The following is a 15,586-nucleotide window of genomic DNA, read 5'->3' as shown; positions in this document are numbered from 1 at the left end:
TTTATATTATTCTCTAATATACCTTTATTCATACAGAATATCAGTATGGAAGTTATTAAATTTGTTTTAAAATTTTAGCATTTGTCCAAAAACAAGCCACATAAATCCGCTTTGAGCAAACACGAAGGGGTATCGCAGAACGAAACTACCAATCGGGCCGCCATTTCCAAATTTTTGAACAAGAGGAATAAAGACTTTTCTTCGGATGCGCTTGCCAATGCTATTGTTAAGGGAGATACCATAGCGCTTAGCAGAGCCATTACCTTGGTAGAAAGTACCAACCCGAAACATTTGCAAAAAGCCAACGAGGTCCTTGCCAAATGTCTTCCGTATACAAACAACTCTATAAGAATTGGGATTACAGGAGTTCCCGGTGTCGGAAAAAGCACTTTTATTGAAGCTTTAGGAAACAATATAGCCAACAATTCTAGTAAATTGGCCGTTCTGGCGGTAGACCCAAGCAGTTCGATAACCAAAGGAAGCATCTTGGGCGATAAAACCCGTATGGAACAATTGGCAAATAATCCAAATGTATACATCCGCCCTTCGGCTGCGGGCACTTCATTGGGCGGCGTTGCGCGAAAAACAAGGGAAAGCATTATTTTATGCGAAGCCTGTGGGTTTAAGTATATTTTTGTAGAAACCGTTGGTGTGGGGCAAAGCGAAACGGTCGTACATAGCATGGTAGACTTCTTTTTACTTTTAAAGTTGGCCGGGGCCGGCGACGAGCTCCAAGGGATAAAAAGAGGGATTATAGAACTTGCAGATGCCATTGTTATCAATAAAGCCGACGGCAATAATTTTAAAAACGCCCAAAAGGCCAAAGTAGAATTTAACCGGGCCCTGCATTTGTACCCGCCAAAGCCCAATGGTTGGGTGCCCAAAGTCCTGCTTACCTCGGCTACTGAAAGTACCGGGATCGACAAGGTTTGGGAACTTATTGAAATGTATGTGGACCAAGCTAAAAAAGAGTCGTTTTTTAGTAAAAAAAGAATGGAGCAACACACGTTTTGGCTACACCAAACCATTGAAGACCGCTTAAAATCGAATTTTTATAATAACGAGCAGGTAAAAAAAGCCTTGCACGAACAATTAACAGCCATAGAAAACAACCAAACCACCCCTTTTGCAGCCGCTCAATATTTGCTTTCCTTGGTTTCCAAATAATTTTTTTGCATACCAAACCACATATGTAACCATTACTTTGTTTTCTAAAAATCTTGTAATATAGAACGCTCGGCAGTAGTTGATTTTTACTGGTAAATACCTACATTTGCATTTGGTTTGCAGCTTTACAGTCAAAAAAATAGCTTTATAATTATGAATTACGAGTTTACTATTATTGTTCCTGTTTATAATGAAGAAGACAACCTGGAACGGGTAGAAAAAGAATTTAAAAAATACTTTGAAATAGCCGCAAAGCCTGCCAAAGTGCTTTTTGTTAACGATGGCTCAAAAGATAAGAGCCAAGAACTTATTGAAGCTATTTGTCAGCGCTCCAATCATTTTACCTATATTTCTTTTGTAGAAAACCGCGGGTTGAGCGCCGCCATAAAAGCCGGTTTCGACCATGTGGACACTCCGCTTTTGGGATATATAGATTCCGACCTACAAACCACCCCGGAAGATTTTAACGAACTACTAAAACATATTGAACATTACGATCTCGTAACCGGGGTCCGTGCCAATAGAAAAGATTCTTTTGTAAAAAACATGTCGTCCACCATTGCAAATGGTATCCGTAGGACCTTTACCCACGACGGCATGGACGATACCGGTTGCCCGCTTAAAGTTATTAAAAGCGATTATGCCAAGCGCATCCCCATGTTTAATGGTTTGCACCGTTTTCTACCCGCCATGATTTTGCTTCAAGAAGGTAAAATCGTTCAAATTCCGGTACGCCATTTTCCGCGTATCGCAGGAACGGCAAAATTTGGTTTCTGGAACCGCCTTATTGGTCCGCTTCAAGATTGTTTTGCATACCTTTGGATGAAGAAAAAGTACATTAATTATTCCATTGCTAAAAAAGGTTAAATGGCAGATTGGCTTATATACGCTATTGGGTTTCTCGCACAAATACTCTTTTCCGGGCGCCTTATTTATCAATGGCTTTCATCAGAAAAAAATAAAAAGGTACTAACACCGTCGCTTTTCTGGAAATTAAGTTTGTTTGCTTCCTTTTTACTGTTCGTATACGGTTGGTTGCGCGACGATTTTGCTATCATGCTGGGGCAAACGTTAACATACTTTATTTACATCCGCAATTTACAGTTACAGGGCGAATGGCAAAAATCGCCACGCTTATTGCGTATTTTTTTATGGTTTTTCCCCATATTAATTATTATTTATGGGTACAACAACAATACGTACGACATGCACCAGCTTTTCAAAAACGAAGATATTCCCTTTTGGTTACTAATCCTTGGTATTGTGGCCCAGGTAATATTTACTTTTCGATTTATTTACCAATGGATTTATTCCGAAAGACGCAAAGAGTCTTCACTTCCGGCCGGTTTTTGGCTTTTAAGCCTTTTGGGCGCTTTATTGATTTTAAGTTATGCCGTATTGCGAAGAGATCCTGTTTTACTGGTGGGACATTGTTTGGGAAGTATTATATACATTAGGAACTTACTTATTTTAAGAAAACAAAATGACTGAGTTTATAGAAAAGCATCCCGTTAAAATTATCCTGTTAGTATGTGCCCTTATATTTATAGCCAATCTGGACGTGATTTATGTAAATATCATGGAGGCGCGCAATTTTGTAACCGCCCGGGAAATGATACAAAACCATAATTGGGTACTTACCACCATGAACGATTACCCACGTTACGAAAAACCACCGTTACCAACGTGGCTTACCGCATTGAGTGCAATGGTGTTTGGGGTTCATAACCTTTTTGCGCTACGGTTACCGGCGGCATTATCTGCCATTGTATTGGTTTTCTTTTTTTATAAAACGGTATTGCTCATTAGCAGCAATAAAAAGTTAAGTTTTTACACTGCTTTAATCCTCCCTACTTCTTTCTATATTATCTTTTCGGGAAGAAACGGCCAATGGGATATTTTTACGCATAGTTTTATGGTTATCAGCATTTATTTTTTAATAAAAATGCTAAAGTTTGACCAACTTAAATGGGGCAATGCCCTTTTGTCCGGGCTCTTCTTTGGATGTTCGTTTTTAAGCAAGGGGCCCGTATCGTTGTATGCATTATGGCTCTCTTTTTTAATTGCCTACGGAATAGTTTACCGAAACGAACTAAAGAGAAAACATATCTTGCCCTTTGTTTCACTTTTGTTGCTGGGGTTTGCCATTGGCGCTTCCTGGTTTGTGTATGTTCGTTATGCCGATCCGCAGTCGTTCATGGAAATCGCCACAGAAGAAGCCGGCAATTGGACCAGCTACAACGTGCGCCCGTTTTATTATTACTGGAGTTTCTTTACCCAAAGCGGTATATGGACACTCCCCGCTTTTGTTGCATTGCTATATCCGTATTTAAAGAATAGAGTAAGCAACAAACGGCATTATACCTTTGTTTTTATGTGGACCATGGCTTCGGTTGTCCTGTTATCGTTCATTCCCGAGAAAAAATCGAGATATTTGCTCCCGGTGCTAATCCCGATGGCCTTTAATACTGCTTTTTATATAGAATACCTTGTAAATCATTTTAATAACATAAAAAAAGGCGAGCGTTTTCCGGTATATTTCAATTTTGGAGTTATTGCCCTTATCGGGATTGCCTTCCCCATTGGGGGATTCATCTTCTTAAAAGATAAATTAAGCGGCCATTACCCATCTTTCATCCTTACGGCCATTTTATTGTTTGCCATTGGTGCCGGTATTGTGTTTTTTCTTCGGAAGAAAGACACCGAAAAGGTCTTTTACCTCACTATTGGTTTTGTTATTGCCATTTTACTTGTTGGTTTTCCGTTGGCCAATACTTTTAATACCAATGAAGAATTTAACAATATAAATACGCTCGAAACTTCTCTGCCATTGTATTCCTTAGGCGAACCCGCCCCGGAAATGATATGGCATTTGGGACATTCGGCCCCAGAAATTCAACATGGTGGGCACCTTAACATACCAACCGAAGAAGAATTTGGAATTTTGGTAGCAGACGATAAAAAAGACGAATTAAAACGTATCTTTGAAAAAGATTATTCTATCGATTATAAAGAAAAATACGACATAAATTATACGGCAAACCCCAAAGACCGCGCATACAAAGCAAGGCTTACAAGTTCGTACTACATCATTAAAAAGAAATAAAATATGGCACTTAACAAAACCGAAAAGTTAGGATATGCCCTTTTGGGAATTATATTGATTTACAGTTTGTACCTAGGATTTACCAATCCTGATTATTTTAACAATACATATGCCGCCGAAGACCATACCGTAGAAAACGGCACTGCTTTTATGCTGCTTTGTATAAGTTTGCTGTGCCTAGTGCGATTGTTTACCATAAGTAAAGGCAAATCTATTACCTGGAAGCTGGGCGTTTTGCTTTTTGCCATTGTCTTTTTCTTTGGTGCCGGCGAAGAGATATCCTGGGGGCAACGTATTTTCGGGATAGAATCCGGCGAATACTTTTTGCAGCACAATGCACAAAAGGAAACCAACCTGCACAACCTTGTAGTGGGCGATACCAAAATAAATAAAATCATTTTTAGCCAGTTGCTCATGATCGGCATGGTTGTTTACCTGCTTGCCGTACCACTTATGTACCGTAAAATGGGCTGGGTTAAAAATTTAGCCGATAAATTTGCCGTCCCGGTTGTAAAATGGCACCAAACCATTGCCTTTATAGCTGCTACCGTTGCAGTTGCCCTTATTCCTGCCGATAGAAAGTGGGAAGTTTACGAACTAGCCTTTGGTTTGATTTTCTTTTTGATTTTTCTTTACCCCCTTAACGGATATCTTTTTAAAAAAGGGCAATTTAATTGATGAATCATTGAATAAGTATTGAATTTTTACACTTCCATCTTATAGCTCTCATTGTAAATCGACCCAAAGTTCAGTATAAATTTATTTATTGATTAATCAGTCCCTCAAAAAGTACTAGAGGAATACGTGAGAACGTCAGAATGCCAGAGCAATATATAAGAAAGTTAATGTAACGTGCTAGAACAGCTAAGTAGTGCAAAAATTAATACAAAAAGGATGAAATTCATATATTTTTCTTCATTTACAAGAAAATAAAGCAATATATTGATGTATTATCTTACCCACACTACATTAATTTTAATGTATTTAACAAATATTCTTCATTTTAATTCGTTTTTATAACGTTTATATACTATATTATTCCCATAACATAAAATTTTAGCAAAATGGGAATGAATAAATCTTTAAATGAAAAGCTTTTAATGTATGAAACTGCACTACATAATGCCGAACTGGTAAATGCCATAAAATTATCCATGGAAAATTCCGGATACAATGAAGCCAAGCTAGACGAGGGGAAAATATTATTAAAGGAGGTAAAAGAAAGATGCAATATTGTAACAGATTTTGAGAAAAACCTAAGAATAGCCTCATTGGCCTATAAAAAGGTGAAACAGCAGGTCAATTTAACCTACAACAGGCACCGTGCCATAACCAAAGTTGCCATGGATACCAATAAACCAGCCCTAAAAATCCTCAGGATCGACAAAAACCCGCCCAAGCAATTTGCATCTTGGCTGGAGAACGTATCGGTTTTTTATCAAACAATCGCCAAAGACAACGGATATCAAAAAAAACTAGATCAGTTTAATTTATACAAAGACGAAATAGAAAAGTCTATGGCCACGCTGGAAAAATTAAAGAAAAGCTATGAAAGTTACTATAAAATAAAAGGATTAAAAGAAGATAGTACTAAAAATAGAAATGAAATTATGGACAAGCTAAGTCATTGGATGAACCATTTCTATATTATTGCAAGATTAGAATTAAAAGACCGCCCGCAATTATTAGAGTCGCTGCATAAAACCGTGAAGAGTTAATTGTTAGTTGAGAGGTGTTACGCTGTTACGATGCTATGATGCTATATTGTTGAGAGTTGAGAGTTGTACGCCTCTAATAACTATAACCAACCTTTGAACCTTTGTAACTTTGCATCTTTGAACCTCTGAAACAAAAAACCTTTCCTCATTTATTAATTAACTCTTTAACTTATAGATATTATGCGACTTCCCCTTCGTCGAAGTGACAGTAACTTCGAATAGGGAATTAGTTATTTGTTAATAAATAACCTTGAACTTGAAACCTGAGACCTTGAACCTCTGGACTCTTAACAATATAGCATCATAACAGCGTAACAATAAACTCTAAACCCTCAACTCTTAACTCATAAACTTATCAACCATTATATGGTACAGTTTGGTAAATAGCCAGCCCAGAAGCATCCCGATGGAAATTCCGGTAATTATATCCAAAGGATAATGTACCCCTATGTAAATACGGCTATAGGCAACGGTAATACCCCAAACCACCAATAAAAAAGGTAACCATTTATAATATTTTTTTAATAAGACCGAAAAAAACGTAACTACAACAAAAGCATTGGAGGCATGGGCAGAAAAATAGCCAAATTGGCCACCGCAATAAGCTTTAACCAAGCGCATTTGCTGTGCAATTAACTCCTCATGGCAAGGGCGCAAGCGTTCAAATCCATATTTAAAGAGATTTGCAAGCTGATCGGTAGCAGTAATCATCAATGCCACAAGAAGGAGTATCAATATTGTTTTTTTCCATTTAAAAACATAGAGAACAAGTATTAACAACAAGGCATATAGTGGAATGGACGACCATTTGTTTGTCATAAACATCCAAAAAGCATCCCATTCGGTATTGCCAAGTCCGTTTAAATACAAAAACAGTTTTTGGTCGTATGCTATCAGTTTATCAATCATATTTATTATTCTTCATATCTACTTATTTCCCGGTCGTAGAAATCGTTGGCTGCTTGAATGAGGTTTTCGGCTTCTGTGGCCAATTCTTTTTCATCTTCAGCAGAAAAATCTTCCAGCCATTCAACCTCATCGTTTTCAAGGTTGATAACAAAGCGCGGGTAATCGGTATGGATGATAAAAATAGCATCTGGATAATCGGTATTATCGCCTAATAAAAATTTTGGTAGTTCCATTTATTGTTTTCGTTATTAGTTATTTATGGGGCCGTATGTCCCTATCGCTTTATTTTCTTACCATTTTATTCTTCCTGTATGCTTTCTTTAGCATGAATAAGTTTTCTTGTTAGGTAATTGAATCTAAAATACAAAAATATAGCTGCTATTGTAAGTCCGGACAACAAACCTATCCAAATACCCATATTTCCCAAGGAAGTTTTCAATCCAAAGTAATAAGAGATGGGGAAACCGATAATCCAATAGGCCACAAAAGTAATTATAGTTGGTATAACTACGTCCTGTAATCCTCGTAAAGCCCCTAGGAAAGTAACCTGAAGCCCATCGGAAATTTGAAAAAAGGCCGCAATCAATAATAATTGCGAAGCTACTATAATAACTTCGGTGTTATCGGCAAGGTTTATCATATCGTTTTGGTCCAAATATATGGTGGGCAACCAATTACGGAAAAGTATAAAGAAAAGCGCAAAGATAACTTCCAGGATAAATGTAAGAAAGAACACAGAAATGGCTATCCTACGGAGTTCCCTAAAGTTTTTTAATCCTTTTTGGTTTCCAACACGCACCATGGCCGCAACGCTAAGGCCAACACCAACCATATATGTCATGCTCGATAAGTTAAGCGCTATTTGGTTGGCAGCTTGTGGGTTTTTTCCCAATACACCGCTTAACCAAACAGCCGATGTGAAAATGGCAACCTCAAAAAACATTTGTAAGGCCGATGGCAAGCCCAGGTTTATGACTTTTTTTATCATTTTGCCCTCGATAACCTTCCATTTAAAGTGTGTTACATACTTCTTGATCTTACTATTTGTGGTAAATAGCCACCAAAGAAAAACAACCATCATAAAGCGTGATACCAATGTGCCAATGGCTGCACCGATAATGCCCAATTGTGGAAAGCCAAATTTTCCGAAGATAAATAAGTAGTTAAGTACAATATTTACAATATTTGCCACAACAGTGGCATACATGGGATATTTTGTTTGCGAGAGGCCATCTGAAAATTGCTTTAAAGCCTGAAACATAATAAGTGGTACCAACGAAAATGCAACCAAATCTAAATAAGGTAATGCCAACTCTACAACTTCGCGCGGTTGATCCATTAAATACATTAATGGTTTTGCAAAAAGCAAGATCACAAATAGCACAAGGCCAATAAGGGTAGATAAAAAGAGCCCGTGTTTAAGTGCCGAGCGCCCCTGTTCTATGTTTCCGGCTCCATCGGCTTCGGCAACCAAAGGTGTAATTGCCGTAGAAAAGCCTATTCCCAAAGACATGGCAATAAATATAAAGCTGTTCCCCAATGAAACTGCGGCCAGTTCGGCTGTACCCAATTGTCCAACCATTACGTTATCGGCAAAAGCCACAAAAGTGTGTCCGAGCATCCCTAAAATAACGGGAAAGGCCAAACGTAAATTGTAATTAAATTCTCTCGTATATCGTTCTAAGATCATGGAACTGTTTTGAGGGCGCAAAGATACATTTTACCCTTTTGATGTCCTAATGAAGAACAGGTTTTGAGTTTTAAATTAAACTGGAGGTGTTGGAAAACCTGTGTTAGATTTTCTTTGCTTCTTCCCAGAACACGTCCATTTCGGCAAGGGTCATTTCTTTTAACGATTTTCCCAATTCCTTGGATTTTTTCTCCAAATATTGAAAACGTTTAATGAATTTTTTGTTGGTGCGCTCCAGTGCATCTTCGGGGTTTACCTTTAAAAAGCGTGCGTAGTTAATCATTGAAAACATAACATCCCCAAATTCGGCTTCAATTTTATCATGTTCGGCCTTGTTGATTTCCTCTTGTAATTCGCCGAGCTCTTCCTGTAGTTTCTCAAAAACCTGCCGGGGTTCTTCCCAGTCGAAACCAACTCCGGCCACTTTATCTTGAATCCTGCTCGCCTTGACCAATGCCGGCAAACTTTTGGGAACGCCTTCCAGAACACTTTTTTTCCCTTCTTTCAATTTTAAGTTCTCCCAATTTTGTTTTACTTCTTCTTCGTTGGATACTTTTACATTTCCATAAATATGCGGGTGCCGGTTAATTAATTTATCACATATGCCATTGGCCACATCGGCTATGTCGAAATGATTGGTCTCGCTTCCTATTTTGGCATAAAAAACTATATGCAACAATAAATCTCCCAATTCTTTTCTAACTTCTTCTAGGTCATTATCCAGAATGGCATCGCCCAATTCGTAAGTTTCTTCAATGGTTAAATGCCGTAAAGATTCCAAGGTTTGCTTTTTATCCCACGGACACTTTTCACGAAGTTCGTCCATAATGGTCAACAAACGGTCGATTGCTTTTAACTGCGATTCTCTAGAATTCATAAAAAAGGGAATTTTTAGCCAATTTAAAAAAGTTTAAAAGAGCTCAATGGGTAAATGCAATTTTTTTATAGTTTTTGTATTGTAAATAACGCTTTTTCGCTTCGGAAAAAACAGGGAATTTCTCTCCTTTTTCTTTATTCAGCATTGCTATTTGATAAGCAACCTTCCATAAATGAAGCATTTCCTTCCAAGCATTAAAAAGTTTATACGATGGGTCGTAAATATGGGTTGGTTCTGCCCCGATGCCATTTACTTCCAGTATTTTAAAATTCTTGCCCTGTTTTAAATCGTTTATTGATTTGGCCCTAATATCAAACCTACCGTAAAAAAAACCTGGCATTTGCCCGTTTAGATCATCGAAAACCTTTAACAATTGGTTGTCCAAAATAGCATTTCCATTGATAAACTTTGTGCCCCGGTTATGATTTCCTATGGTTTCAAGTTTAATGGTTTTCCCTTCCGGAACAACATAATGCCATTTGTGCTTAAATTTTTTTTCTAATTTTTTATACTGAAGCAAAGCACGCGGTTTCTCTTTTATCAATTCCTCAAGGGTATGGGTTCCGTTCCCGGTAACGGTTAAAAATTCCTTTAAGGTAATTGAAGGAATTTGCCCCGAAGTTTTATTGGGAAACCGATAATAAAAAATACCCACTTCCACCGGGTATGCTATATATTCCTGAACAATATAATCAGCTTTGTTAAAGTGTATGCCCCTTAAATCTTCTTCATTTTTGCACAAATGCACCAAAAGTCCGCGAAAACCTATATTTGGCTTAACAATTATTGGAAAATGGAGGTTATTGTCTTGCAATGTTGCCTTTAATGCCTTTAAGGTACTCCCTTTGGCAATTAATACGGTCTTTGGCCTGTAGGTTTCCGGGACCAGTTGCAGGGTTGTGTATTTTGTATCGCTCAAAATAAAACCTTCGCCAATCGCAGGATTTACCTTTAAAAAATAAAACAGGCTTTTTGCTTTGATGGACAACCAATAATGCTGCAAAAAAACAGGTACATACAAAACCCACATGGGCCAATATTCCCACGAAGTAAGTTTTATATACAGCTGCTTCAATTTCATCGTTTACCCAGAATAGGGAGTTTTACATCTTTGGTCAATAATACCACAATACAGCAAACAAGGGTTACACAAGCCAAGGTAAACAAGGTGCCGCCGTCGTTGTTAAAATTTATGCCTATTATGGCTACATGCGATACAATTGCGCCAATCATCATCCCCACACCGATAATAGCGCCTATGTGGGATGTTTTTCTATAAAGCAACAAAATTCCGGTTATTAACTCCAAACACCCCAAGCCAATTCTTCCCACAGGTTCTGCGCCCAATTCTGTAAACAGTTTTACGCTGTCCGGATGGGCAGTAAATTTAAAGTACAAAGTTTGGATAAGGATTACCGCTGCAATAATTGCCGCTGCTCTTTCAACGTAATATTTCTTGTTTCTCATCTATTTTTGCTTTTTTATAGTATGTTAGCCCAATACTATTATTTAAGGCCTCTACTTGTGTGGTACTTACCGTTTTTACCTGCGGCATGTTGAGCACAAAAGAGTTGTTTGCATGAATACCGTGAAGTTTCAATATCGTTTCTGAAGTTATATTCCCGGTTGCCAAAAAAGTTTGAAATACTTCCAGTTTTTTCTGATGAGCTTCTTCATTGTATAAAGTTGCCGATGACCATAGATGAGGAATTTCCTTACTTAGAAAATGCATGTATTTTTTGGTTCCGTCCCAAACAAGCACCTGCAAATGTTTGTCTATTAAAATCAAGGTGAAGGGCTCTATGTTCTGGAGTTCTACATTTTGCATAAAGTTTAAAAATGAAGGGGATTCAAAGGCTTCAAAAACAAAATGCCCCCTGCTTTTTCGGTAAGGAAGTTTACGTTGGTGTTTTTCAAAAGCACCATTTAAAATGCAGGCAACCTTCGATTTGTTGTCGGTAGCAATCCAACTCCCGCCCTTTTCAGTATCAATGGGGGCCAATAATTTTAATTTATCCTCCATATAAACATGTTGTGGCAACGTAGTTTTTCGTAGCGGGTCCTCGTCCCGGTTTGAAGTTAAATAAAAGCCTTTTTCCGTAGGTATGTAACTTACTGTGCACATATGTTTTTATTTCTTATGGTAGAAGCGGCCACCCCGAATTGTTGATTTAGAACTATTGTTGGGTCCAGTTCTTTCAAGCCAATTTTAATAATGGCCAAATGGTGTACCATATGCTCTATGTTATAAACTAACTCCCGGTTTAAATTTGTGGAAACTTCTATTTGCCTTGAAGCGTCCTCATTGCAATAGCTACCCTTTAAAAGCAAGTTTACGTCCTTTTTTACAGATTTTATAAATGCCATAATTTCTTCAATTAACACAGTAGCATGTTTTGGTTGTGTTTCTAATTTTAAGTCGCGGTTTCTTGTGTCGTAATTTACTTCCCCAATTTCTATGGACAGCATCAAGCATTGGTAAAATTCCAAAATATGCCTTACGTGCATCCCTATCGATGAGCCGTTCAAGACTTGCAGGGGTTTTGCATATTGTTGAGCGTTAAAAAGCAGGATGATTTCCTTCAATTGTTGCAGGGTTTGATTGGTAGTTTGTTGAATCATTATTACTTGCTTTCTCTATTATGTAGCTATTACAATTGTTTCCTTACAAGTAAATTTACCAAAAAGAAAGCCCGCTATTTTTAGCGGGCTTTCTTTTTATTAACAAAACTTTGTAGATAATCTTTTATCCTTGCTTTTCTTTAGAGGCCTTTTCTTCTGCCGAAGCTTTTGCTTTGGTTGTAGTTTTTGCTTTGGCCGGGGTTACTTTTTTGCTTTTTTCTTCATCTCCAAAATCGGTAATGCCGTAATCAAGGAGTAAGTTGTACCATTGTATTACTTTTTTAATATCGCTGGCATATACTTTATCTTCATCGTAATCGGGTAAAATTTCAAAGAAGTATTCTTCCAACTTTATTTTTTCTTCTTTATGGCTTATCTTGGTTTTTTCGCCGTTTTCCTTCTGCTTTATTTTATTAAAGACCTCTTTTAAGGGCACTTCTTCGGTAAGCGTGTAAATGGCAATTTCTGACAGCAAGCTTATGTTGCTTCTCAAACCAACACTAATTTTTTTTCTATCGATTAAAGATTCTGCCACAATTCCCGAACGGGTTTGCGCTTTTAGCTCATAAAGTCCGGGTTTTCCCGTAATGGCTAATATTTTATCTAAGCCCATAAGTTATTATTTTTTTGAGAAAGCAAATATCTGTGCTTTGTATATATTATCAAAACGTTTAACGTGCTTTTTTAGCATCTGGAAAACGCATTTTATAATCAATTCGTATTTTTCCTTTGGAAATATTGGAAAGTTTTCCCTTTAAAAGCCTCTTTTTTAAACTAGAAAGCTTGTCTGTAAACAATATTCCTTCAATATGGTCGTATTCGTGCTGGATTACACGGGCCGCCAACCCTTTGTATTCTTCTGTGTGTTTGTTAAAGTCGGCGTCGTAATATTCAATTTTAATTTTTGGGTTCCTAGTAATGTCCTCGCGAATATCCGGTATGCTCAAACAGCCCTCGTTAAAGGCCCATTCTTCTCCTGTTTCTTCAATAATTGTTGGGTTAATAAATACCTTTTTAAATTGTTTTAGCGTTTCCCTTTCCTCATCCGCCAGGTCTTCGTCGTCTGCAAATGCAGAGGCATCTATTACAAAAAGGCGCAACGACAAGCCTACTTGCGGTGCCGCCAAGCCTACACCATATGCATTGTACATTGTCTCGAACATATTGTCGATAAGTTCGGTCAAATTAGGATAATCTTTGGGAATCTCTATTGCCACCTTTCGAAGTACCGGATCTCCGTATGCTACAATTGGTAAAATCATAATATCTATTAAATTAAGGATGCAAAAATACAAACTAAATCCAATAATACTATGCGAAGCACTATAAAGATGAAGATCATAGATTGTTTTTAAGTATTTTTATTCATAAAGTGCGACCGGAAAAATATTCGGGCACCTTATTTTACAATAACTTTTTTTGCGGTTTGAAAGTTGACTGTTGCTATGTTTAATATATATACACCGCTTCCTAAATCGGAGATGCCAAACGAAAAAGTTTTGCGCTCGGTTTCTACTACTTTTACCATTTTTCCGGTAATATCGTAAAAAGTTAAGCGTTTTTTACCTGTATCGTCCATAGACACGTTTAACATATCCCTTCTATTAACGGGATTTGGGTATATTTTCAGAGAATCGTCAATATCATCGAAACTGTAAAGCGATAACATTTTTTCCAATGTCCAAGGAGATGAATCGGAATCAATGAAATGGGTCATGGTTAATGATTTTGTGTGGGGCACAATCATTTCCTTGTTGTTTACCGTTGCCGGAAAAACAAGCTGGATAAAAAAGCATAAGATTAGGGTAATTCTCATTTCATTCACTTTATGTTTTAAAATGCAAAAGTTGTTCCAAACATTTTGCCAATTTGTTTATATACAAAGGTAAAAAAATTTAAACACCAAGCCTGTATTCTCTATCAATTTATGGTTTTTTTAGTTAAAAATTAACCTTTTAGCATTTTTATTGATTTTTCTCCAACTTATTTTTATTACTTTTTACTATGCAAGTACGACTGTAAAATAAGGGTGGCACTCACTTCGTCCAGCAGCTCTTTTTTTCTTCTGTTTTTTTTCTTGACCCCGCTGTCTATCATGCTCTGAAAAGCCATTTTTGAGGTAAACCTTTCATCGATGCGTTCGATTTCCATTTTAGGGATTTCTTCTTTTAGTTTATGTATGAATAAACGGATTTCGGCTTCAATATCAGAAAATTCATTGTTCAACCGCTTTGGCTGGCCAACCACTATAGCATCTACCGTTTCTTTTGAAGTATATTCCTTTAAAAAAGAAAGCAGTTCGGCAGTTGGTACGGTCGTTAGCCCCGATGCAATTATCTGTAATTCATCGGTAACGGCAATTCCCGTTCTTTTCCCTCCAAAATCAATAGCCAGAATACGTCCCATTTTTTTATTTTTCAACAAAAGTAAGGCTTTATTCCAATAATTTTTCAGTAGCCGCTCGATACAATAATTGGGCGTCGTTTTAAATTCCTTATAAATAACAACAAAATGTTATACTTGTAAAAAGTATCATGAAAATACAACCATCCGCTATATATTTGTAACAAAATATACCATTTATAATGAAAGAGATTCAAACTATAATAGAAAAGGCCTGGGAAAACAGGGAATTATTAAAAGAGCAGGAAACTGTAAACACCATAAGAAAAGTAGTTGAATTACTGGACCAAGGAACTTTACGTGTTGCCGAACCTACCGAAAACGGCTGGCAGGTAAACAAATGGGTTAAAAAAGCAGTAGTTTTATACTTTCCCATTCAAAAAATGGAAACCATTGAAGCCGGCCCATTAGAGTTTCACGATAAAATTCCGCTAAAGAGAAATTATGCCGAAAAGGGAATACGCGTTGTCCCGCATGCCGTTGCAAGACATGGTGCCTATATTTCTGCCGGTACCATTTTAATGCCCAGCTATGTAAATATTGGCGCTTATGTAGACGAAGGAACCATGGTAGACACATGGGCCACAGTGGGAAGCTGCGCCCAAATTGGCAAAAACGTACATCTTAGCGGAGGTGTGGGTATTGGTGGCGTTCTAGAACCTTTACAGGCCGCCCCGGTTATTATTGAAGACAATGCATTTATAGGCTCGCGCTGTATTGTGGTTGAAGGCGTTCGCGTTGAAAAAGAAGCCGTTTTGGGGGCAAACGTGGTATTGACCGCCTCAACAAAAATTATTGATGTTACCGGCGATAAGCCCGTGGAGATGAAAGGTTATGTGCCTGCCCGTTCTGTTGTTATACCCGGAAGCTATACCAAAAAATTTGCAGCGGGCAACTACAACGTTCCGTGTGCATTGATAATAGGCAAGCGCAAAGAAAGCACCAATAAAAAGACTTCTTTGAACGATGCCCTTCGCGAATACGATGTGGCCGTTTAAATACAGCTCAATAAAATATACAGAATCCGGGGTTTGATATCAAACCCCGGATTTTTTTATTATCGGGCAAGATAATATCTTTGCCGAAAATATAGC

Annotated in this window: 19 protein-coding genes; 7 read left to right on the top strand and 12 right to left on the bottom strand. The window is 37.6% G+C overall.

Annotated elements, in window-relative coordinates:
- Nucleotides 1-81 precede the first annotated feature (81 nt).
- The 6 genes from meaB (at nt 82) to PSF86_RS14565 (ending at nt 5,991) form a co-directional block, all read left to right on the top strand.
- Entirely contained in the window at nt 82-1,167 is a 1,086-nt protein-coding gene (gene meaB / locus PSF86_RS14590; protein ID WP_277900832.1) for a methylmalonyl Co-A mutase-associated GTPase MeaB, read from the top strand.
- 153 nt (nt 1,168-1,320) lie between these two features.
- Complete coding sequence (locus tag PSF86_RS14585) at nt 1,321-2,034, top strand: glycosyltransferase family 2 protein (protein ID WP_277900831.1); 714 nt, start codon at nt 1,321-1,323, stop codon at nt 2,032-2,034.
- Nucleotides 2,035-2,658, top strand: coding sequence for a lipid-A-disaccharide synthase N-terminal domain-containing protein (locus PSF86_RS14580; protein ID WP_277900830.1), 624 nt, complete (start codon nt 2,035-2,037; stop codon nt 2,656-2,658).
- Nucleotides 2,651-4,273: an ArnT family glycosyltransferase gene (locus PSF86_RS14575; RefSeq protein WP_277900829.1), complete on the top strand. Its 1,623-nt coding sequence runs from the start codon at nt 2,651-2,653 to the stop codon at nt 4,271-4,273. Before PSF86_RS14580 ends, PSF86_RS14575 begins: the two co-directional genes overlap by 8 nt.
- 3 nt (nt 4,274-4,276) lie before the next feature.
- The gene (locus tag PSF86_RS14570; protein WP_277900828.1) at nt 4,277-4,951 is read left to right on the top strand and encodes a hypothetical protein; all 675 of its coding nucleotides are present in this window, start codon (nt 4,277-4,279) and stop codon (nt 4,949-4,951) included.
- 392 nt (nt 4,952-5,343) lie between these two features.
- Nucleotides 5,344-5,991, top strand: a complete 648-nt coding sequence (locus PSF86_RS14565; RefSeq protein ID WP_277900827.1) for a PQLLE family protein — start codon at nt 5,344-5,346, stop codon at nt 5,989-5,991.
- Between the two features lie 339 nt (nt 5,992-6,330).
- On the opposite strand, the gene PSF86_RS14560 is transcribed toward PSF86_RS14565, so the two are convergent.
- From PSF86_RS14560 to ruvX, 12 genes are all read right to left on the bottom strand, one after another.
- On the bottom strand, nt 6,331-6,900 hold the full coding sequence (locus PSF86_RS14560; protein ID WP_277900826.1) for a phosphatase PAP2 family protein: 570 nt from the start codon (nt 6,898-6,900) through the stop codon (nt 6,331-6,333).
- A gap of 5 nt (nt 6,901-6,905) precedes the next feature.
- Nucleotides 6,906-7,133, bottom strand: a complete 228-nt coding sequence (locus tag PSF86_RS14555; protein WP_277900825.1) for a DUF8828 family protein — start codon at nt 7,131-7,133, stop codon at nt 6,906-6,908.
- A gap of 65 nt (nt 7,134-7,198) precedes the next feature.
- Nucleotides 7,199-8,590 (bottom strand): MATE family efflux transporter, encoded by a 1,392-nt coding sequence (locus tag PSF86_RS14550; RefSeq protein ID WP_277900824.1) that lies wholly within the window; start codon nt 8,588-8,590, stop codon nt 7,199-7,201.
- Between the two features lie 103 nt (nt 8,591-8,693).
- The gene (mazG, locus tag PSF86_RS14545; protein ID WP_277900823.1) at nt 8,694-9,467 is read right to left on the bottom strand and encodes a nucleoside triphosphate pyrophosphohydrolase; all 774 of its coding nucleotides are present in this window, start codon (nt 9,465-9,467) and stop codon (nt 8,694-8,696) included.
- A 43-nt stretch (nt 9,468-9,510) separates the two neighbouring features.
- Entirely contained in the window at nt 9,511-10,548 is a 1,038-nt protein-coding gene (locus PSF86_RS14540; RefSeq protein ID WP_277900822.1) for an ATP-grasp domain-containing protein, read from the bottom strand.
- Complete coding sequence (locus PSF86_RS14535) at nt 10,545-10,934, bottom strand: DoxX family protein (protein ID WP_277900821.1); 390 nt, start codon at nt 10,932-10,934, stop codon at nt 10,545-10,547. The genes PSF86_RS14540 and PSF86_RS14535 overlap by 4 nt, the downstream gene beginning before the upstream one ends.
- A complete protein-coding gene (locus PSF86_RS14530; protein ID WP_277900820.1) occupies nt 10,909-11,592 on the bottom strand; it encodes an NRDE family protein in 684 nt (227 codons plus the stop codon). Before PSF86_RS14530 ends, PSF86_RS14535 begins: the two co-directional genes overlap by 26 nt.
- Nucleotides 11,580-12,089, bottom strand: a complete 510-nt coding sequence (locus tag PSF86_RS14525; protein ID WP_277900819.1) for a hypothetical protein — start codon at nt 12,087-12,089, stop codon at nt 11,580-11,582. The genes PSF86_RS14530 and PSF86_RS14525 overlap by 13 nt, the downstream gene beginning before the upstream one ends.
- A gap of 124 nt (nt 12,090-12,213) precedes the next feature.
- Nucleotides 12,214-12,702: a DUF5606 family protein gene (locus tag PSF86_RS14520; RefSeq protein ID WP_277900818.1), complete on the bottom strand. Its 489-nt coding sequence runs from the start codon at nt 12,700-12,702 to the stop codon at nt 12,214-12,216.
- A gap of 58 nt (nt 12,703-12,760) precedes the next feature.
- Nucleotides 12,761-13,351 carry a peptide deformylase gene (gene def, locus PSF86_RS14515; protein ID WP_277900817.1) on the bottom strand — a complete coding sequence of 197 codons (591 nt, stop codon included), beginning with the start codon at nt 13,349-13,351 and terminating at the stop codon, nt 12,761-12,763.
- Nucleotides 13,352-13,488: 137 nt separating this feature from the next.
- On the bottom strand, nt 13,489-13,905 hold the full coding sequence (locus PSF86_RS14510) for a T9SS type A sorting domain-containing protein (protein ID WP_277900816.1): 417 nt from the start codon (nt 13,903-13,905) through the stop codon (nt 13,489-13,491).
- Between the two features lie 176 nt (nt 13,906-14,081).
- On the bottom strand, nt 14,082-14,495 hold the full coding sequence (gene ruvX / locus PSF86_RS14505; protein WP_277900815.1) for a Holliday junction resolvase RuvX: 414 nt from the start codon (nt 14,493-14,495) through the stop codon (nt 14,082-14,084).
- Between the two features lie 179 nt (nt 14,496-14,674).
- Between ruvX and PSF86_RS14500 the strand changes: the two genes are divergently transcribed.
- On the top strand, nt 14,675-15,490 hold the full coding sequence (locus PSF86_RS14500; RefSeq protein ID WP_277900814.1) for a 2,3,4,5-tetrahydropyridine-2,6-dicarboxylate N-succinyltransferase: 816 nt from the start codon (nt 14,675-14,677) through the stop codon (nt 15,488-15,490).
- Nucleotides 15,491-15,586 lie beyond the last annotated feature (96 nt).

This window comes from Galbibacter pacificus, from assembly GCF_029603165.1.
Lineage (GTDB): Bacteria > Bacteroidota > Bacteroidia > Flavobacteriales > Flavobacteriaceae > Galbibacter > Galbibacter pacificus.
Note: the sequence above shows the minus strand (reverse complement) of the source record. Positions and strands in the feature narration are given on the sequence as shown.

What these genes read in the sequence shown, in the direction of transcription:
- PSF86_RS14550 (WP_277900824.1), bottom strand. Translation starts at nt 8,590, where the DNA reads ATGATCTTAGAACGATATACGAGAGAATTTAATTACAATTTACGTTTG.
- PSF86_RS14535 (WP_277900821.1), bottom strand. Translation starts at nt 10,934, where the DNA reads ATGAGAAACAAGAAATATTACGTTGAAAGAGCAGCGGCAATTATTGCA.
- PSF86_RS14570 (WP_277900828.1), top strand. Translation starts at nt 4,277, where the DNA reads ATGGCACTTAACAAAACCGAAAAGTTAGGATATGCCCTTTTGGGAATT.
- PSF86_RS14560 (WP_277900826.1), bottom strand. Translation starts at nt 6,900, where the DNA reads ATGATTGATAAACTGATAGCATACGACCAAAAACTGTTTTTGTATTTA.
- PSF86_RS14510 (WP_277900816.1), bottom strand. Translation starts at nt 13,905, where the DNA reads ATGAGAATTACCCTAATCTTATGCTTTTTTATCCAGCTTGTTTTTCCG.
- PSF86_RS14565 (WP_277900827.1), top strand. Translation starts at nt 5,344, where the DNA reads ATGAATAAATCTTTAAATGAAAAGCTTTTAATGTATGAAACTGCACTA.
- def (WP_277900817.1), bottom strand. Translation starts at nt 13,351, where the DNA reads ATGATTTTACCAATTGTAGCATACGGAGATCCGGTACTTCGAAAGGTG.
- mazG (WP_277900823.1), bottom strand. Translation starts at nt 9,467, where the DNA reads ATGAATTCTAGAGAATCGCAGTTAAAAGCAATCGACCGTTTGTTGACC.
- PSF86_RS14580 (WP_277900830.1), top strand. Translation starts at nt 2,035, where the DNA reads ATGGCAGATTGGCTTATATACGCTATTGGGTTTCTCGCACAAATACTC.
- PSF86_RS14555 (WP_277900825.1), bottom strand. Translation starts at nt 7,133, where the DNA reads ATGGAACTACCAAAATTTTTATTAGGCGATAATACCGATTATCCAGAT.
- PSF86_RS14525 (WP_277900819.1), bottom strand. Translation starts at nt 12,089, where the DNA reads ATGATTCAACAAACTACCAATCAAACCCTGCAACAATTGAAGGAAATC.
- PSF86_RS14500 (WP_277900814.1), top strand. Translation starts at nt 14,675, where the DNA reads ATGAAAGAGATTCAAACTATAATAGAAAAGGCCTGGGAAAACAGGGAA.
- PSF86_RS14540 (WP_277900822.1), bottom strand. Translation starts at nt 10,548, where the DNA reads ATGAAATTGAAGCAGCTGTATATAAAACTTACTTCGTGGGAATATTGG.
- PSF86_RS14575 (WP_277900829.1), top strand. Translation starts at nt 2,651, where the DNA reads ATGACTGAGTTTATAGAAAAGCATCCCGTTAAAATTATCCTGTTAGTA.
- ruvX (WP_277900815.1), bottom strand. Translation starts at nt 14,495, where the DNA reads ATGGGACGTATTCTGGCTATTGATTTTGGAGGGAAAAGAACGGGAATT.
- PSF86_RS14520 (WP_277900818.1), bottom strand. Translation starts at nt 12,702, where the DNA reads ATGGGCTTAGATAAAATATTAGCCATTACGGGAAAACCCGGACTTTAT.
- PSF86_RS14530 (WP_277900820.1), bottom strand. Translation starts at nt 11,592, where the DNA reads ATGTGCACAGTAAGTTACATACCTACGGAAAAAGGCTTTTATTTAACT.
- PSF86_RS14585 (WP_277900831.1), top strand. Translation starts at nt 1,321, where the DNA reads ATGAATTACGAGTTTACTATTATTGTTCCTGTTTATAATGAAGAAGAC.